Raw genomic sequence first — 16,659 nt, forward strand, 5'->3', positions numbered from 1 at the left:
AGGCACCACACCATGAACACAACAACGCTGACCTCTACCCCCCGCCGCCTCATTCTGGCCCTGGTGGCCGCAGGCGCCGTGGGTGCCACGGGCGCGGGCCTCATCAGCGGGCAGCAGGCGCGCGCTTTGACCCCCACCGCCCCCATCGTGGCGCAGACCCCGTCGGCCCCCGGCGGTGCGTTGCCCAGTTTTGCCCAGATCACCGCACAAAACGGCCCGGCCGTGGTCAACATCAGCGTCACGGGCACCACCAAGACGGCGGCACTGGCCAACGACGATGACGAGGACGAAGGCCAGCCCGCTGCACGCCAGCGCCGTGGCCCACAGATGGACCCCAGCGACCCGTTCTACGAGTTCTTCCGGCAGTTTGGAATCCCCGGCGCAGGCCCTCAGGGCCAGCCCAATGTGCCCACACACGGCCAGGGCTCGGGCTTCATCGTCAGCGCTGATGGGTTGGTGTTGACCAACGCCCATGTGGTCAAGGGCGCCAGCGATGTTGTCGTCAAGCTCACTGACCGGCGCGAGTTCCGCGCCAAGGTGCTGGGTGCCGACCCCAAGACCGACGTGGCCGTGCTCAAGATCGACGCCAAGGACTTGCCCACGGTGCGCCTGGGCAGCACACGCGACTTACAGGTGGGCGAGTGGGTGCTGGCCATTGGCTCGCCCTTCGGTTTTGAGAACAGCGTGACGGCGGGTGTGGTCAGTGCCAAGGGCCGCTCGCTGCCCGACGACAGTCTGGTGCCATTTATCCAGACCGATGTGGCGGTCAACCCCGGCAACTCGGGCGGTCCGCTGTTCAATGCGCGTGGCGAGGTGGTGGGCATCAACTCCCAGATCTACAGCCGCTCGGGCGGCTACCAGGGTGTGTCGTTCTCCATCCCTATCGAGCTGGCCGCCAAGATCAAGGACCAGATTGTGGCCACCGGCAAGGTGCGCCATGCGCAACTCGGTGTGGCCGTGCAGGAGGTGAACCAGGCGTTTGCCGAGTCGTTTGCGCTCGACAAGCCTGAGGGCGCGCTGGTGGCCAGCGTTGCCAAGGGCAGCTCGGCCGAGAAGGCTGGACTGCAGGCCGGTGACGTGATCCGCCAGGTGGACGGCCAGCCCATTGTGGCCTCGGGCGACCTGCCCGCGTGGGTGGGCCAGGCGCAGCCGGGTCAGCAGGCCAAACTGTCGGTGTGGCGCCAGGGTAAATCGCTGGAGCTGACGGCGACGCTGGGCGACGCCAGCGACAAGGCGAGCAAGCAGGCGCGCAATGACGACGCTGTGGGCAAGGGCCAGCTGGGCCTGTCGCTGCGCCCGCTGGACCCACAGGAGCGCCGCGAGGTGGGCGTGGCAGAGGGCCTGGTGATCGAGCAGGCGCGTGGCCCTGCCGCGGCCGCCGGTGTGATGCCCGGCGACGTGCTGCTTGCCATCAACGGAGCACCCGCCAGGAACATTGAGCAGGTGCGCGCGGCCATGTCCAAGGCGGGCAAGTCGGTGGCGCTGCTGATAGAGCGCGATGGCAACAAGATCTTTGTCCCTGTGCGTTTGGGGTAAGCGGCCCAAGACGCTCTCCTGGCGTCGTGGTTCCGTCTTGCCGTACCTTCAGGACTGTCTGCGACGAAGCGCCTGGCCAGGACTGCTGCGCTGAGCTTTGTCAGCCGCTTGGCAACGCACTTTGAAGGGGCCACTGCGGTGGCCCTTTTTCAATCATTGACTATGCTTGCCCCCATGCGCCTGCTCCTCGTTGAAGACGACCCCATGATCGGTGAAGCCGTTGCAGACCTGCTGCGTGCCGAACATTACGCCGTGGACTGGGCCCGCGACGGTGACGCAGCCGACTCTGCGCTGCGCACACAAGCCTACGACCTGGTGATGCTCGACCTGGGCCTGCCCCAGCGTGATGGCCTGACCGTACTGCGCGATTTGCGCGCCCGCAAAAACCGGACCCCTGTGCTGGTGGCTACCGCACGGGACGCCGTGGCCCAGCGCATCGACGGGCTGGACGCAGGGGCCGACGACTATGTGCTCAAGCCCTATGACCTTGATGAGCTGCTGGCCCGTATCCGCGCCCTGCTGCGTCGTGCAGCCGGGCGGGCAGAGCCGGTGTATGAACACAAAGGCGTGTGCATCAACCCCGCCACGCGCGAGGCCACGGTGCAGGGCGAGACCGTGGTGCTGTCGGCGCGCGAATGGGCCGTGCTGGAGCCGCTCATCGCCCGCCCCGGCATGGTGCTGTCACGCCAGCAGCTGGAAGACAAGCTCTATGGTTGGGGGGATGAAGTCAACAGCAACGCCGTGGAGGTCTACATCCACGGCCTGCGCAAGAAGCTGGGGGCTGACGTGCTTTTGAACGTGCGCGGCGTGGGCTATTTGGTGCCGAAGGCATGACCGGCAAGCTCGCTCGGGCCGTGGGCGGCATGCTCCCCCGCTCGCTGCGCGTGCGGTTGCTGGTGTTTCTGCTTGCAGCCATCGTGTTGGCGGGGGCCGTGCAAGGCGCACTGGCCTACCGGGGGGCGCTGGCCGAGGCCGATGCGCTGTTCGACTATCACATGCAGCAAACCGCCCTGGCCCTGCGTTCGGGTCTGCCGGTGGATGCCCAAGGTCTGGGCCAGGGCCTGGACCCCGAGGACGAAAACCACGAATTCATCGTGCAGGTGTGGACCAACGAGGGCCTGCGCATTTTTGAATCCGCCGTGGGTGCGGCCCTGCCGCAGATTGCCGTACTGGGCTTCACCAATGTGCAGGCGCGCGGCGGCACCTACCGCGTGTTTTCGATGCAGACGCGCTCGCAGGTCATCCAGGTGGCGCAGAACATGGCCGCGCGGCGCGACATGGCCCGCAGCCTGGCCCTGCGCACGCTGGCGCCGTTGGCCTTCATGGCGCCGCTGTTGGTGCTGGCTGTGTGGTGGGGCGTGAGCCGGTCGTTGGCACCCGTGGAGCGTGTGCGCCGCCAACTGGCCCAGCGCCAGGCCGACGACCTCTCGCCCGTGAGTGATGCGCAACTGCCCGACGAGGTGCAGCCCCTGGTGAGCGAACTCAACCTGCTGTTCGAGCGTGTGCAGCATGCCTTTGAGGCCCAGCAGCACTTTGTGGCAGATGCCGCACACGAGCTGCGCTCGCCGCTGGCCGCACTGCGGCTGCAACTGCAGGGTCTGCAGCGCGCGGGTGACGACGCCGCCCGCGCCAAGGCCATCGAACGCCTGTCCTCAGGCATCGAGCGCGCGACGCGGTTGGTCGAGCAGTTGCTGACCCTGGCCCGGCAAGAGGCAAGCGCGGCCGCCACCGAACCCGTGGACCTGCGCACCGTGGCCCAACTGGCTTTGGCCGACGTGGCCCCCGCCGCCCAGGCGCGCGGCATGGATGTGGGCTTGCTGGAATCCGACGCCATGACCGTCCCTGGCAATGCCGAGGCCCTTCGCATGCTGGCGCGCAACCTGCTGGACAACGCCATCAAGTACACACCGCCCGGCGGTCGGGTGGATCTGCAGGTGCGCACTGACAACGGTCAGGCTGTGCTCACGGTGGAAGACAGCGGCCCCGGTATCGCCCCCGAGCACCGCGAGCGGGTGATGCAGCGCTTCGTGCGTGAAACGGCAGAGGGCGCCCCTGGCAGCGGCCTGGGCTTGGCCATCGTGCAGGCCATTGCGCAGGGCCATGGCGCCACCGTGGCGCTGGACACATCCGTGCGCCTGGGGGGGCTGCGGGTGACCGTGCGTTTTGCCGTGACAAAGTCCTGAGAGTGTCTGTAATCTGCTATTGAATAGATAGCTTTTCGGGCAAGTTGTACGGGCGCTATCGGCCTGAAAGGTTTAAAAGTTGCAAGCAGGGGGCAAGTTGCCCGGTCACCTGTGCGCCACGCTGCGTTGCGTGTGGCGCGCACAATGTGACCGCCTCGCGCAGGGCCGTCCGGCTCCACGGTCTGCCTGCCCACACCTCCACCTCAGCACACACGCATCAGCATGAACTTCATCGTCTTGGGCGCAGGCGCCATTGGTTGTTATGTGGGGGGGCGCCTGGCAGCTCAGGGCCAGTCGGTCTGCTTGGTGGGGCGCCCCCATGCACTGGAGCCCATTGCCTTGCAGGGCCTGCAGGTCACCGATCTTGATGGTTTTGACCACTCTGTACCCCGCTCGGCCCTGCAGTTGGCGCACACGCTGGCCGACGCGGCCCCCAGCGCCGACAGCATCATCCTGCTGTGCGTCAAAAGTGGCGCCACCGAATCCGCCGCACGCGAACTGGCGGCAGTCTGTGCGCCCGGCACCTGCGTCATCTCTCTGCAAAATGGGGTGGACAACGTGGCCCGCGCCCGGGCGCTGGCGCCCGGCCTGAATGTGCTGGCTGGCATGGTGCCCTACAACGTGGTGCTGCGTGGCGCCCATGTGCACCGCGCCACCGCAGGCCCGCTGCAAGTGCAGCGCGATGCCGCCACGGAGCGCATTGCGCCCCTGTTCAACGCGGCGGGGCTGGCCACCGTGTTGCCGCCGGACATCCGTGCCGTGCAGTGGGGCAAGCTGCTGCTCAACCTGAACAACCCGGTCAATGCGCTGTCAGACCTGCCCCTGCGGCAAGAGCTGCTCGACCGCGACTGCCGCCGCGTCTTTGCCGCACTGCAGACCGAGGCACTGCGCGTGATGGCGCGCGCGGGCATCACGCCCGCCCAGGTCACCGCTGTGTCGCCCACGCTGCTGCCCCATGTGATGCGCCTGCCCAACTGGCTGTTCACGCGGCTGGCCCAACGCATGCTGCAGATCGATGCCACCGCCCGATCGTCGATGTGGGACGACCTGGAGGCCGGGCGCGTGACGGAGATCGACGCGCTGTGTGGCGCCGTGGTGCGCTTGGCTGCGCAGCAGGGCATGGCCGCGCCGCTCAATGCGCGCATGTGCGAACTGCTGGGCGGCCCGCGCCAGCGCCTCAGCGGCGCGCAGATGCGCAAGATGCTGGGGCTGTGATCAGGCGGGCGGCATGGCCTTGTCCAGCGGCAGGCTCAGCCCCGTCTTGAGACAAGCCAGCGCTACCGAGGTGCGAAACCTTCGCACGTTGTCGTCACCTTCAAACAGCCGCTGCGTCAGCGCTTCGTAGTCAGACATCGACGCCACGGTCACCACCAGCAGGTAGTCGGCCTCGCCGGTCACGCTGTAGCACTGCTGCACGGCATCTTCGGCCGCGATGCGTGCGCGCAAGGGGGCGGTGCGGTCAGGCCGCTCGTTTTCCAGGTGGACCTCCAGCATGATGGTCAGCGGCAGGCCCACTTTCACCGGGTCGAGCACGGCCACATTGGCGCGGATGACACCGCTGTCCTTCAGCCGCTGGATGCGCCGCTGGACGGCAGGTGCCGAGAGGTTGACCGCCTGTGCAATCACGCGCTGGGGCGTGGTGTTGTCGGACTGCAGGATGTCCAGGATCGCGAGGTCGAAGCGGTCTAGTGCTGCCGGGGTGGCCATGGAGGCTCCTTGGGAGGTGAGCGAAAGTTGCGTGCAAGCTCCAAAAATCGAGCCAAAAGCACGCCAGGGTCGCACTATATTTTCAGCCCATGAGCGCTTCCCCTTTCCGGTCTCTTCTTCACCGTTTTTTCCCTTTCCTCGCCGTTCTGGGCTCCGTCACTGCGCTGGGCATTGGCACCTCGTGGGCCAAGCACTGGCTGTTTCCGGTGGTGGGGGCGCAGGGCACCACCGCGGTGCGCGTGGGCTTTTCGGCGCTGCTGGTGCTGCTGCTGTGGCGGCCCTGGCGCTGGCATCTGTCGCGTGCCGATGCGCGGGCCGTCATGCTGTACGGCGCGGCACTGGGGGGCATGAACCTCATGTTCTACATGTCGCTGCGCACCCTGCCGTTTGGACTGGCGGTGGCCATCGAATTCTCGGGCCCCTTGGCGGTGGCCATCTGGTCATCGCGCCGCGCGGTGGATTTTGTCTGGGTGGCGCTGGCCATGGCGGGCCTGGGCATGCTGCTGCCGCTGGGGCTCAACGGCAGCACGCTGGACCCGGTGGGAGTCTCCTACGCCCTGGGCGCTGCGGTGTTCTGGGGGCTGTACATCGTGTTCGGCAAGCGCGCCGGGCACCTGCACGCGGGGCATTCGGTATCGCTGGGCCTGCTGGTCGCGGCGCTGGTGGTGGTGCCGGTGGGTGTGGCGCATGCGGGCGCCGCGCTGCTGTCGCCCACCGTGTTGCTCATCGGCGTGGCGGTGGCGGCAGTGTCCAGTGCCATCCCGATCTCGCTGGAGATGATGGCCCTGAAGCGCCTGCCCAAGGAGGCCTTCGGCATCATGATCAGCATGGAGCCTGCGGTGGCTGCACTGGTGGCCATGGCGCTGCTGGGCGAGCACCTGAGCGTGGTGCAGTGGCTGGCCATTGGCTGCATCATGGCCGCGTCGATGGGCAGTGCAATGACGGCTGCGCGGCCTGCTGCTGCCGACCGCGCAGCGCCGCAGGCGGCCTGAAGGCGCGTGCTGGCGGCGCGGTGCCGCAAGGCAGGCGGTGCCATGGCACGGCGCATTGCCTGACAGTGGTGTGGTCTGCAGGCTGGCATGGGCGGCGTGGCTGCAGGGCTAAAAAGGGACAGTGACGGCACCCCGTTGGCGCCGTCGCCCCCTGTCCAAGGAGCCGATCATGATTCCATCCACCATCTCTTCCACTGCGACCGCCACACCCGTGGACAAAGACCTGGCCGAGCAAGCGCGCCCCGGCTACGGCATCCCATCGCAAGACCCCCGGACCGGCGCACAGACCGCGCTGGAGCCTGAAGACGCAGAGCGCGAAGCCCACTCCGCCTTGATGGGCGGCGGCATGATGGCTGGCGCCGCAGCCGGTGCCGCTGTCGGCGTGGCCGTTGCGGGCCCGGTGGGGGTGGTGGTCGGAGGCACTTTGGGCAGCATTGCCGGTGCGCTGGGTGGTGCCGCAGCGGGCACCATGGTCAGCCCGGATGATCCTTCGGCCGATGCTGTGGCCGCAGAACACCTTGCGCCGCACCTGCGAGGGCCGGAAGGCAAGACAGACCCGAAGTAGGGTGTGCGGGGCTCACTACAGGCTGACTGGTGCAGCGTACGTACTGTGTGAGGTTGCTCCAAATTTGATAGCTGTCAGCGCATATTGCACTAGCGCTTGCCGCCATTTTGGCTGTGAATTTGGTCCCCTCGACAGGAATCGAACCTGTATCTAGCGCTTAGGAGGCACTCGTTCTATCCATTGAACTACGAGGAGGCAAGACAGCCGCGCATTGTAGTGGCGCGCGGCCGCCTCTCTGGCCGCTGGGACCTCAGTCGTATTTCACGGTGTAGATGATGTCCACCGCACTCTTCTCGCCGGTTTGCCCGCGCAGGGTGAGGCGGCGGGACAGGTCGTAAAAAATGTACAGCGTGCCCAGCGTGCCCGACAGGCTGCGCTCGTAGGTCACATACAGGTCTTTGGACAGGCGTTTGCCGAAGGTGAGTGCAGCGGCGCTGGCGTCGTCGCCCGCCGTGGCGCTGCGAAACCCGATTTCATCCAGGCCCAGGCGACTGGCGGCGTTGGCGGTGGGGCTCTTGCCGCCGTTGCGGCCCAGAAGGGCAAGCGCGGCCTGCTGCAGCACGGCGGCTTCCGCGCCGCCTGCCGATGCATTGCGGCCCAGCACCACCCACGACAGCTTTTCGGCGTCCGGCAACTCGGGGTCGGAGTACAGCGTGACGCGCGGCGTCTGCGCGCTGCCGGTGACCTGCACCCCCGCGCGCACGCTGATGTTGGGGCGCAGCGCCAGGATGTCGAGCGAGGGGTTGTTGTAGGGGCCGTTGAAGCGGATCAGGCCCGTCTCCACGTCCAGCATCTGGCCCCAGGCGCGGTAGCGGCCTTCGTCGGTGCGGACCTCGCCAGTCACGCGGGGTGGGGCGCCGGGCACGGCGCTGCTGCGGATGTCCACCTCGCCCGTGAGGCGCGTGGTGATGCCCTGGCCCTGCAGCGCAAAGTCGCGCCCCAGGTTGAGGGTGATGGCGATGTCGGGGGGCTTGGCCGTTTCTGCCTGGGCCGCTACCTGGCTGGCCTTGGCGGCGGACTGGGCTTTGGCCTGGTCTTCGCGGTCCTTGGCGGCAGAGCGTACGACCACATCCGATCCCAGGCTGGGGGCAGATTCGTCGGGCAGGATGATGGTGGCGCGGTCGGTGGTGAGTTGGCCGCGCAGGCTGATCTGCCCCTGCTGCAGTTGCGCCTGTAGCTGGCCCGACACGCTGACCTGCCGGTCGGCACGCACCAGCACCTGCAGGGCCTTGGCCTCGGCCTGCAGGGACATGGTGATGCCTGACAGGCCGGGGGATGTTGTGGTGGATGTGGCCGTGGCGCTGTCACCCCAGGCCACGCGGCCGGTGGCGGTCAGCGTGCCGCCGTCTTGCGCCGCCGCTGTGCGGTTGCCGCTGAAGCCTGCGATGCGCGCGTTGCTGCCACGCCCGCCTTGCAGTCGGAACTCGGTGATGTTGAGCTGGTTGCCCTGCAGCGTGGCGCGCAGGCGGCCGCCTTGCAGGTCGACCCCATCCACCACCGAGCGCACGGCCATGTCATCGGCCCCCAGGGTGCCCGCCCAGCGCGGCGCATCGCGTGTGCCCGACAAGGTGGCGCTGGCGTCCAGCGTGCCGCGCACGCGCCAGCCGGGCGGTGCCAGGGCCGACCACACGCCCACATCGGGCAGGCGCGCACGCAGGGTGCCAGCCAGCGGCGCATCGGCAGGCCAGGTGAAGGGGGCAGGGGTGTTGGCGGCGGCCAGGCGCGTGCTGGCGGTGGCGTCGATTTCACCCGCGCGGTCGCTGGCCCAGAGCAGGCGCGCACGCAAAGTGTCGCCTTCAGCCGTGATCGCAACTTCTGCCTGGCGCACACCGGCAAGGGTGCCTGGGATGCCGGATGCACCTGCGGGCGGTGTGGCCCCGGTCGCCAGCACGGTGGTGGCCCCCGGGCCGGTGCCCTGGCCACTGCTTTGCACCGCCGTGACGGCCGTGGCGTCGCCCGCCAGGATGCGCAGGTCGCCACTGGCACGGCGCAGGCTGGCGCTGGCGCGCAGTGCGTCGCCCGTGGTGTCCACGCTCCATTGCCCGTCGAGCACGATGCTGCTGGCCAGCCCCATGCGCGCGAGCAGCGGCTGCGCGGGCCGGCCTGCGGCGGCGGGCGTCTCGCCGAGGCCCAGCGCATCCACCCAGGCCATGGGCAGGCCCTGCAGCGTGCCCTGCGTTTGCAACCGCGGGCTGGCGCCAGGTGCCGTGGCCGCAGACCATTGCACGGGCGACCAGCGCAGCGTCACGGTGCCCGGCAAGGGGCCCGTCACGCGGGCTTGCCCGGCTGCTGCCTGCAGGCTGAGGGTGGCGCTGGTGGCGGGCGATGGCGCGGAGCGCCCGCTGGCCCCAGACGCGGGTGCGCTGGGTTTAGGGGGGCCGGTGCGCACGGTCAGGCCCAGAGGCTCCGACAGTTGCAGGGCCCACGGCCCTGGGCGCTGCGCCGCTTGCGCTTGCAGGCGCAGCTCGCTGACCTGCACCTGCCATTGCCCAGCACCCACCATGGTGCTGGAGACGCGGGTCTCCACTGCCGTCTGCAGGGCCTGTGGCGCTGGCGTGCGGATCTCGCCACGCAGTGCCAGGTTGGCCTTTGCCAGGTTGCCACCCAGTTCTGCCTGGATGGCGCGCAGTTGCAGGGCTTGCCCGGCGGTTGTGCCGCCGCCTGCGTTGGTGGTGGCAGGCAGCGTCAGGTCCAGTTGGGGGGCATTCAGCGAGGCCTGCAGCTCAAAGCGGTCCTGGTTGCGGGTGGGCGCGTTGGTGGCGGTGCTGGCGGTTTGCAGTTGCTGAGCCAACGTCTGCCAGCCCCCCTTCCAGCGGGCGGTCAGCTGTGCCGCTCCCTGGGCGCTGGCCCCATGCAGCGTGCGTTGCACGGTGGGGCCCACCAGCGGCAGGCTGGCCAGCCAGCGCTGTGTGCGGTCGGTGTCGGTCCACTGCACCTGCAGGTCGCCAGCGCCGCTTTGGGCTGCCAGCGCGCCCTGTGCCTGTGCTGTGGCGCCGGGCACCGCCAAGGTGACCTTGCCTTGGGCGGACTGTGCGGCCAGTGCCATGCGCAGGTCGGTGGCTTCCACGCGGGCCTGCAGGGCGTCCAGCAACAGGCGGTCCAGCCGCACCGTGCCGCCGTCGGCAGCCTGCCAGGTGCCTTGTGTGCTGAAGGTGTTGATGCGAAGTGGTGCGCCTGCTGCCGCTGTGGTCTTTGTGGTTGCAGCGCGCACAGGCTTGCCTGGGTCGGCCCGCACATCGGCGCTGAAGCGCACGGCGTCGCCCTGAGTCTGCGCGGTGACGCGGCCGGAGAGCGGGGCGGCGGCCAGCAGCGTGTGCAAGGCGTCGGGGCGCAGCGCGTGCAGGTTGGCCTGGCCTTCCAGAGCGTGGGTAGCGGGGGTGTAGTGGCCCTGCGCGGTGATGCTGCCCGCGCCCGCTTGCAGGGTGGCACTGGGCACGGTCCAGCGGGTGCCGTCGTAGCTCGCGCTGGCGTCCAATGCGGTCAGTGGCAGGCGGGTGGTGTCCCATGGGCCGGGCAGGTCGTTGCGCAACTGGGCCTGCAGGCTCCAGCCTGCGGGATGGCCTGCCGTGCCTGAACCACCGGATGTCGGCCCGGCTTGCAACGTGCCGTGCAGCTGCGTGACCGGAGCCTGGGGCCACAGGGCCGCCAGATTGACGGCACGCAACGTGGCGTTGGCGGACTGCAGGGGCTGCTGTGCCCACGGTGCCAGTGTGGCGGTCAGGTCGGCCTGCATGGGGTCTGTAGCGGGGGCAGGGGTTGTGCGTGGGGGAGGGTGTTGTGGTGCAGCCGGTTTGCTGGCAGGCGCGGCTGCAGGCGGTGTTGCAGCTTCGCTGGTCGGTGCGGGCTTCAGGCGTGCCTGCAGTTGCAGCTGCGCCGCAGCGGTGGCCAGTGTGCCCTGCAGCGTGGCGTGGGCACCCACCTGCAGCGCTGCGCCGCCCCCCGGGACGGCGGTGCGCACAGTGCCGTCCACGGTGGCATCCAGCGCCATGGGGGCTTGTGCGTCCAGCGTGGCGCGGGCGCTGTAGTGGCCCTGGGCCAGCCCAACAGCGCCGATGTTCAGGCGATGCTGGCGGCCGTCAAACCGGTAGTCGCCCACCAGGCCTTGGGCCTCCACGGCGGGCGACCCGGCCCACTGCAGCTGGTCCACACGGAACGGCACGCCCAGCTGCAGCGGCAGCACCAGGTCAGTCAGGGGCGTGGGCGGTGGCTCCGGCGCATCGGCGGGCCGGGGCTGGGGCGTGATCCGCACGCGGGCGGCGTGCACCTCGCCCAGTTCCAGGCGGCGCTGCAGCAAGGGGGCCCACTGCCAGCCCAGGCGGATGTCGGTCACTTCCACCGCCAGGGTGGGGCTGCTCCAGCGCAACCAGCCAATGCGCCCGCCGCTGCGCAGCGAGCCACTGACCTCGCGGCTCTCCAGTTGCTGGTGGGCGGGCAGGTATTGCGCCGCTCGGGCCAGCGTTGTGGCCAGTGATGTGCCGCTGCCTGCCCACCACCACAGCAGCGCGCAGGCCGCCAGTAGCAGGGCCACCAGGGCCACCAGCAGCCAGCCCAGAGCCCGCAGCACGCGGTGGGCCCGTGATGGGCGCGGTGGGCGCGGGCGTGGGGCCGACGAGGACCCGGCGCTGAAGTCCGACGCGCGGGCGCGGGGTGTGGGAAGGTGCGGGGCGTTCATCGCCATCAGAAGCTGAACCCCAGGCGCAAGTGCAGCCGCACTTCCTTGGTCTTGACGCCATAGGCCAGGTCGGCCTGCAGCGGGCCCACGGGGCTGCGCCAGCGCACACCGGCGCCCACGCCCACGCGCGGGCTCAGGTCACCGACCTTGTCGGCCACGGCGCCTGCATCCACAAACAGGGTGCTTTCCCAGTCGGTCATGGCACCGCCGTAGACGATGGGGCGCTGCCACTCCACGCTGCCCACGGCCAGGTAGCGGCCCCCATAAAGTTGACCGTTGTCGGTGCGCGCGCCAATGCTGCGGTAGCCGTAGCCGCGTACCGTGGTGTCGCCGCCCGTTACAAACAGCTGCGTGACGGGGATCTGTGCGCCTTCGCGGGCCAGCACGGCGCCTGCCTCGGCCCGCAGTGCCACACGGGCATTGCGGCCCATGCCCGCCTCGTCCTGCACGCGGCCTGCGGGGATGAAAGACTGCCACCGCACCAGGGTCCGCACAAACGGGTCGCGCTCTGGCCGCAGCGTGGTGCCCAGGCCCAGCTCCACCGCCACGCCGTGGCCCCGCGTGGGGGCGGTGAGGCTGTTGAAGTAGCGGCCTGTCCACCCGTAGTTCACGCTCAGGGCCGTGCTGGTGTCGGAGGGCGATCGCGTGTTGTCAGTCAGGCCCTGGCTGTTGGCATAGTCGTACTGCAAAAAGTAGTTGCGGTCGATGGTTTTGGTGCTCTTGCTGCGGCCTGCGCGCAGGCGCGCGCTGTTGACGTCGTAGTCGCCCGTCGCCTCGCGCTGCAGCTGGGCGCCTGCAAACCAGCGCCAGCCGTTGTTGTTGGGCAGGTCGGTCCATTCGCTGCTGGCGTGTTTGGTCTCGCGGTCCAGCGAGAGCTTGCTCACCGCGCGCCAACCGATGAAGGGCAACTGGTTGTGGATGTGCTCCAGCGACAGGCGTGCGCCGCTGTCGGTCGAGAAGCCGGGGCCGAACACCAGCTTCTGCATCGGGGCCTCGCGCACCTGGGCCACGACGGGAGCGGCCTGCGGGTCGGTGCCCTCGGCGTCGAGCGTGAGGAACACGGCGTCGTAGTAGCCGCTGCTGGCCAGGCGCAGCTGGGCGTCCAGCATCTCTGCCTCGTCATAGACAGCGCCCGTGGGCAGGCGTGCCAGGCGCCGCGCGCCGTCGCTGTCGTAGCGCTGGCTGCCCTGTACCCGCAAGGGGCCGAAGCGGTAGGCGGGGCCGGGGTCGTAGCTCACGCCCAGTTTTGCTTGGTGCTGGTCGGCATCGATCTCGGCCCGGCTGTTGGCGATGCGGGCCGTGGGGTAGCGCCGCGTCTGCAACTGACGCAGCCCGTCGGCCTTGGCGTTGTCCCAGGCCGACTGGGTGAAGGGCTGCCCGGGCGCCAGGGACCAGTTGCGCTGCAGGCGCTGCTCTTGACGCGCGAGGCTGTCAGTATCCGCGTCGGCGGTGCCCGCCACGGTGATGTCGGCACTGGCAATGCGTGTTTGTGGACCGGGCTCTACGGTGATCGTGACGGTGCGGGGCGCAGCTTTGCGGCTACTGGCGGCGTCTGGCGCCTCGGTTAGCACGACCGTGATGGTGGGCGCAAAGTAGCCCAAGGTGCCCAACAGGTCACGCGCATTGGCGTCGGTGGCGCCCAGCAGGCGCTGCAGCTCGTTGGCCTGCAGGTCGGGCAGTTGGCGAAAGCGCTGCAGCTCCAGATGGCGCTCCAGCGTCTCGCGCACGCCATTGGGCGCTTGCACCACCACGTCAAACGACGCGGCTCCTTCTGTCGCGTCTGCACTGGCACTCTGGTCGCTGGCGGGGGACTTGTCTGCACGTTGCAAAAAACTGCAGCCGCTCAGACACAAGGCGCCACAAAGCAGCAACGCCGACCACAGGGCCGGCGTTGGGGTAGTTGCAGTGGCAGGGCACAAGACGCGGATGGGCACGACGCGAAGGGATAGTCAGGTTGGCAGCGGATGAAGGGGGATGCAGGTCTAAGAAGACCTACACCAGAGCCCGACTATGCCCTGAAACCGGTGCGCCCTTTGTCGGACAGATGCTTACAAGGCACCACGCTTGACCATCGGATGCTACTTTGACAGCAGTCGCATGGTTTCTTCCAGCCCCTTGAGCGACAGTGGATGCATGCGGTTGCCAATGAGCTGCTGGATGATGCTGATGCTCTGGCGGTATTGCCACACCCCCTGCGGCTCGGGGTTGATCCAGGCGTGTTTGGGGAAGGCGTGCGTCAGGCGCTGGATCCATTCGGCGCCAGGTTCTTCGTTGTTGTATTCGACACTGCCGCCGGGCTGCAGGATCTCGTAGGGGCTCATGGTGGCGTCGCCCACAAAGATGAGTTTGTAGTCCTTGTTGTACTTGCGGATGATGTCCCAGGTCGGGAACTTTTCGGCAAAGCGGCGGCGGTTGTTCTTCCACATGAAGTCGTACACGCAGTTGTGGAAGTAATAGAACTCCAGGTGTTTGAACTCGGTCTTGACGGCCGAAAAGAGTTCTTCCACCCGCTGGATGTGCTCGTCCATGGTGCCGCCCACGTCCATGAGCAGCAGCACCTTCACGTTGTTGTGCCGCTCGGGCACCATCTTGATGTCGAGGTAGCCGGCGTTGGCTGCCGTGCTGCGGATGGTGTCGGGCAGGTCGAGTTCGAGCTCATGGCCCTCGCGCGCAAACTTGCGCAGGCGGCGCAGCGCCACCTTGATGTTGCGCGTGCCCAGCTCCTGCTGGTCGTCGTAGTCTTTGTAGGCACGCTGCTCCCACACCTTCACGGCGCTCTTGTTCTTGCCCGCTCCGCCAATACGGATGCCCTGCGGGTTGTAGCCGCCGTGGCCAAAGGGGCTGGTGCCGCCCGTGCCGATCCACTTGCTGCCGCCCTCGTGGCGCTCCTTCTGCTCTTCGAGGCGCTTTTTCAGCGTCTCCATCAGCTCGTCCCAGCCCATCTTTTCGATGGCGGCTTTTTGCTCGGGCGTCAGCTCGTTCTCCAGGATCTTGCGCAGCCAGTCGGCCGGAATTTCCTTGGTGAAGTCGGCCACCATCTCCACGCCCTTGAAGTAGGCGCCGAAGGCCCGGTCGAACTTGTCGAAATGCTTCTCGTCCTTCACCAGCGTGAGGCGCGAGAGGTTGTAGAAATCGTCCAGGGCCCAGGCGTCGTCCGACTTGGGACCTACCACGCCCGCCTGCAAGGCTTCGAGCAGGGTGAGGTATTCCTTCACGGAAACCGGCAGCTTGGCCGAGCGCAGGGTGTAGAAGAAGTCGATGAGCATGTTTTAGGCTCCTGGCGTTTGTTAAACGTGCGCGTACTGCTCTAAAAGATATAGCAATTGCGCCTTGGCCTCAGGCCACTCGCCCGCGCGCATGCTGTACATCACGGTGTCACGGATGGTGCCGTCGCGGCGTAACGCATGGCCACGCAGCACACCGTCCTTCTTGGCGCCCAGTCGCTCAATGGCTTTTTGCGAGGCAAAGTTGTAGTTGTCGGTGCGCCAGCCCACCACGTGGCAGCCCAGGGTGTCAAACGCGTGGCCCATCATGAGCAGCTTGGCGGTGGTGTTGACGTGGGTGCGCTGCACGCTTTTGCAATACCAGGTGTAGCCAATCTCTGCCCGGCGCACGGCGGGCACGATGTCGTGGTAACTGGTGGAGCCCAAGACCTTGCCGGTGGTGTCGTCCAGTACCGCAAAAGCGAAGCGGTTGCCGTCTTCGCGCATCTTGAGCGCTGCCTCGATGTAGGTGCGGGTTTCGTGTGGCTCGGGCACCGACGTGATGCGCAGCTTCCACAGCTCGCCATCGGCCGCAGCGGCTCGCAGGCCGTCTTCATGCGACAGAGCCAGGGGCTCCAGGCGGACGCCGCGATCACGCAAGGTGACAGGTTCTACAAATGCCATGTGTCTTTACCCGCGATCAATCTTTGGAGGGCTTGCTGCGGCGGCTGGCCTGCCAGCGCCTGGCCGCATGCAGGCCCAGACCGCCACCCAGCCCCACCAGGACAATGCCTACCAGGCTGGCGGTGCCATAGCCAGGGGCAAAAATATCGAACCCCAGCAAATGGCCTAACCAGAAGCCCAGCAGGGCCCCGCCCACAAAGCCCACGGCGTCTGCGACGCCGTTGACCAGCAGCTGGCGCGTGTTGGTGTCGCCGCTGCCCACTTAGCGGTTCCTCTGGTTCATGAACACCAGCTTTTCAAACAGGCTCACATCCTGCTCGTTCTTGAGCAGCGCGCCCACCAGCGGCGGCACCGCCACCTTGTTGTCGGCGCTTTGCAGGGCAGTGAGCGGAATGTCTTCAGCCACCAGCAGCTTGAGCCAGTCGAGCAGTTCGCTGGTCGATGGCTTCTTCTTCAGGCCGGGCAGATTGCGCACGTCATAAAACGTCTTCATCGCCACACCGAGCAGTTCGCTCTTGAGCGCGGGGAAGTGCACTGCCACGATCTGGCGCATCGTGTCGGCTTCGGGGAACTTGATGAAGTGGAAGAAGCAGCGGCGCAGGAACGCGTCGGGCAGCTCTTTTTCGTTGTTCGAGGTAATGAACACCAGCGGGCGGTGCTTGGCCTTGATGAGTTCGCGCGTCTCGTAGCAGTAGAACTCCATGCGGTCGATTTCGCGCAGCAGGTCGTTCGGAAACTCGATATCGGCCTTGTCGATCTCATCAATCAGCAGCGCTACGGGGCGGTCGGCCGTGAAGGCCTGCCACAGCACGCCCTGGATGATGTAGTTGCGGATGTCCTTCACGCGCTCGGCGCTGTCGCCATCGTTGAGTTGGCTGTCCCGCAAGCGACTCACGGCGTCATATTCATACAGGCCCTGCTGGGCCTTGGTGGTGGACTTGATGTGCCACTGCAGCAGCGGCATGTCCAGGGCCTGGGCCACTTCCTCGGCCAACATCGTCTTGCCCGTGCCGGGCTCTCCCTTGATGAGAAGCGGCCGTTGCAGCGTGATGGCGGCATTGACAGCGAGCATCAGGTCCTGGGTGGCGACGTAGTTCTGGGAGCCTTGGAATTTCAT

The 16,659-nt window shown here is 67.6% G+C and carries 13 protein-coding genes and 1 tRNA gene; 6 read left to right on the forward strand and 8 right to left on the reverse strand.

Going from position 1 to position 16,659, the window contains the following annotated elements; translation table 11 throughout:
• Positions 1 to 12: 12 nt before the first annotated feature.
• The 4 genes from CLU85_RS05140 to CLU85_RS05155 all read left to right on the forward strand — a co-directional run bounded on the left by CLU85_RS05140 (position 13) and on the right by CLU85_RS05155 (position 4,934).
• Entirely contained in the window at positions 13 to 1,536 is a 1,524-nt protein-coding gene (locus CLU85_RS05140; protein WP_100409347.1) for a DegQ family serine endoprotease, read from the forward strand.
• Between the two features lie 174 nt (positions 1,537 to 1,710).
• Positions 1,711 to 2,370 carry a response regulator transcription factor gene (locus tag CLU85_RS05145; protein WP_100412379.1) on the forward strand — a complete coding sequence of 220 codons (660 nt, stop codon included), beginning with the start codon at positions 1,711 to 1,713 and terminating at the stop codon, positions 2,368 to 2,370.
• Complete coding sequence (locus CLU85_RS05150; protein ID WP_198509135.1) at positions 2,367 to 3,719, forward strand: ATP-binding protein; 1,353 nt, start codon at positions 2,367 to 2,369, stop codon at positions 3,717 to 3,719. The genes CLU85_RS05145 and CLU85_RS05150 overlap by 4 nt, the downstream gene beginning before the upstream one ends.
• Before the next feature lie 222 nt (positions 3,720 to 3,941).
• Positions 3,942 to 4,934 (forward strand): 2-dehydropantoate 2-reductase, encoded by a 993-nt coding sequence (locus CLU85_RS05155; RefSeq protein WP_100409348.1) that lies wholly within the window; start codon positions 3,942 to 3,944, stop codon positions 4,932 to 4,934.
• On the opposite strand, the gene CLU85_RS05160 is transcribed toward CLU85_RS05155, so the two are convergent.
• Positions 4,935 to 5,426, reverse strand: coding sequence for an Lrp/AsnC family transcriptional regulator (locus CLU85_RS05160; protein WP_100409349.1), 492 nt, complete (start codon positions 5,424 to 5,426; stop codon positions 4,935 to 4,937). It abuts the gene before it with no gap.
• 89 nt (positions 5,427 to 5,515) lie between these two features.
• Here CLU85_RS05160 and CLU85_RS05165 point away from each other — a divergent pair, with 89 nt between their 5' ends.
• Together CLU85_RS05165 and CLU85_RS05170 are read left to right on the forward strand one after the other, a co-directional pair.
• Positions 5,516 to 6,418 (forward strand): EamA family transporter, encoded by a 903-nt coding sequence (locus CLU85_RS05165; RefSeq protein ID WP_100409350.1) that lies wholly within the window; start codon positions 5,516 to 5,518, stop codon positions 6,416 to 6,418.
• Between the two features lie 169 nt (positions 6,419 to 6,587).
• Complete coding sequence (locus CLU85_RS05170) at positions 6,588 to 6,983, forward strand: hypothetical protein (RefSeq protein ID WP_100409351.1); 396 nt, start codon at positions 6,588 to 6,590, stop codon at positions 6,981 to 6,983.
• A gap of 120 nt (positions 6,984 to 7,103) precedes the next feature.
• On the opposite strand, the gene CLU85_RS05175 is transcribed toward CLU85_RS05170, so the two are convergent.
• The 7 genes from CLU85_RS05175 to CLU85_RS05205 form a co-directional block, all read right to left on the reverse strand.
• Positions 7,104 to 7,178 (reverse strand) — tRNA-Arg (locus CLU85_RS05175).
• A 55-nt stretch (positions 7,179 to 7,233) separates the two neighbouring features.
• The gene (locus tag CLU85_RS05180; protein ID WP_232727734.1) at positions 7,234 to 11,661 is read right to left on the reverse strand and encodes a translocation/assembly module TamB domain-containing protein; all 4,428 of its coding nucleotides are present in this window, start codon (positions 11,659 to 11,661) and stop codon (positions 7,234 to 7,236) included.
• Positions 11,661 to 13,526: an autotransporter assembly complex family protein gene (locus tag CLU85_RS05185; protein WP_198509248.1), complete on the reverse strand. Its 1,866-nt coding sequence runs from the start codon at positions 13,524 to 13,526 to the stop codon at positions 11,661 to 11,663. The genes CLU85_RS05180 and CLU85_RS05185 overlap by 1 nt, the downstream gene beginning before the upstream one ends.
• A gap of 207 nt (positions 13,527 to 13,733) precedes the next feature.
• Positions 13,734 to 14,921 (reverse strand): VWA domain-containing protein, encoded by a 1,188-nt coding sequence (locus tag CLU85_RS05190; RefSeq protein ID WP_100409353.1) that lies wholly within the window; start codon positions 14,919 to 14,921, stop codon positions 13,734 to 13,736.
• A 21-nt stretch (positions 14,922 to 14,942) separates the two neighbouring features.
• Positions 14,943 to 15,542: a GNAT family N-acetyltransferase gene (locus CLU85_RS05195; protein WP_100409354.1), complete on the reverse strand. Its 600-nt coding sequence runs from the start codon at positions 15,540 to 15,542 to the stop codon at positions 14,943 to 14,945.
• Positions 15,543 to 15,558: 16 nt separating this feature from the next.
• Positions 15,559 to 15,804 carry a hypothetical protein gene (locus CLU85_RS05200; protein WP_100409355.1) on the reverse strand — a complete coding sequence of 82 codons (246 nt, stop codon included), beginning with the start codon at positions 15,802 to 15,804 and terminating at the stop codon, positions 15,559 to 15,561.
• Positions 15,805 to 16,659 carry a MoxR family ATPase gene (locus tag CLU85_RS05205; protein ID WP_100409356.1) on the reverse strand — a complete coding sequence of 285 codons (855 nt, stop codon included), beginning with the start codon at positions 16,657 to 16,659 and terminating at the stop codon, positions 15,805 to 15,807.

Origin of the sequence: Acidovorax sp. 69 (assembly GCF_002797445.1) — a bacterium.
Lineage (GTDB): Bacteria > Pseudomonadota > Gammaproteobacteria > Burkholderiales > Burkholderiaceae_C > Acidovorax.

What these genes read in the sequence shown, in the direction of transcription:
- CLU85_RS05180 (WP_232727734.1), bottom strand. Translation starts at nt 11,661, where the DNA reads ATGGCGATGAACGCCCCGCACCTTCCCACACCCCGCGCCCGCGCGTCG.
- CLU85_RS05195 (WP_100409354.1), bottom strand. Translation starts at nt 15,542, where the DNA reads ATGGCATTTGTAGAACCTGTCACCTTGCGTGATCGCGGCGTCCGCCTG.
- CLU85_RS05165 (WP_100409350.1), top strand. Translation starts at nt 5,516, where the DNA reads ATGAGCGCTTCCCCTTTCCGGTCTCTTCTTCACCGTTTTTTCCCTTTC.
- CLU85_RS05205 (WP_100409356.1), bottom strand. Translation starts at nt 16,659, where the DNA reads ATGAAATTCCAAGGCTCCCAGAACTACGTCGCCACCCAGGACCTGATG.
- CLU85_RS05160 (WP_100409349.1), bottom strand. Translation starts at nt 5,426, where the DNA reads ATGGCCACCCCGGCAGCACTAGACCGCTTCGACCTCGCGATCCTGGAC.
- CLU85_RS05145 (WP_100412379.1), top strand. Translation starts at nt 1,711, where the DNA reads ATGCGCCTGCTCCTCGTTGAAGACGACCCCATGATCGGTGAAGCCGTT.
- CLU85_RS05155 (WP_100409348.1), top strand. Translation starts at nt 3,942, where the DNA reads ATGAACTTCATCGTCTTGGGCGCAGGCGCCATTGGTTGTTATGTGGGG.
- CLU85_RS05170 (WP_100409351.1), top strand. Translation starts at nt 6,588, where the DNA reads ATGATTCCATCCACCATCTCTTCCACTGCGACCGCCACACCCGTGGAC.
- CLU85_RS05150 (WP_198509135.1), top strand. Translation starts at nt 2,367, where the DNA reads ATGACCGGCAAGCTCGCTCGGGCCGTGGGCGGCATGCTCCCCCGCTCG.
- CLU85_RS05190 (WP_100409353.1), bottom strand. Translation starts at nt 14,921, where the DNA reads ATGCTCATCGACTTCTTCTACACCCTGCGCTCGGCCAAGCTGCCGGTT.
- CLU85_RS05140 (WP_100409347.1), top strand. Translation starts at nt 13, where the DNA reads ATGAACACAACAACGCTGACCTCTACCCCCCGCCGCCTCATTCTGGCC.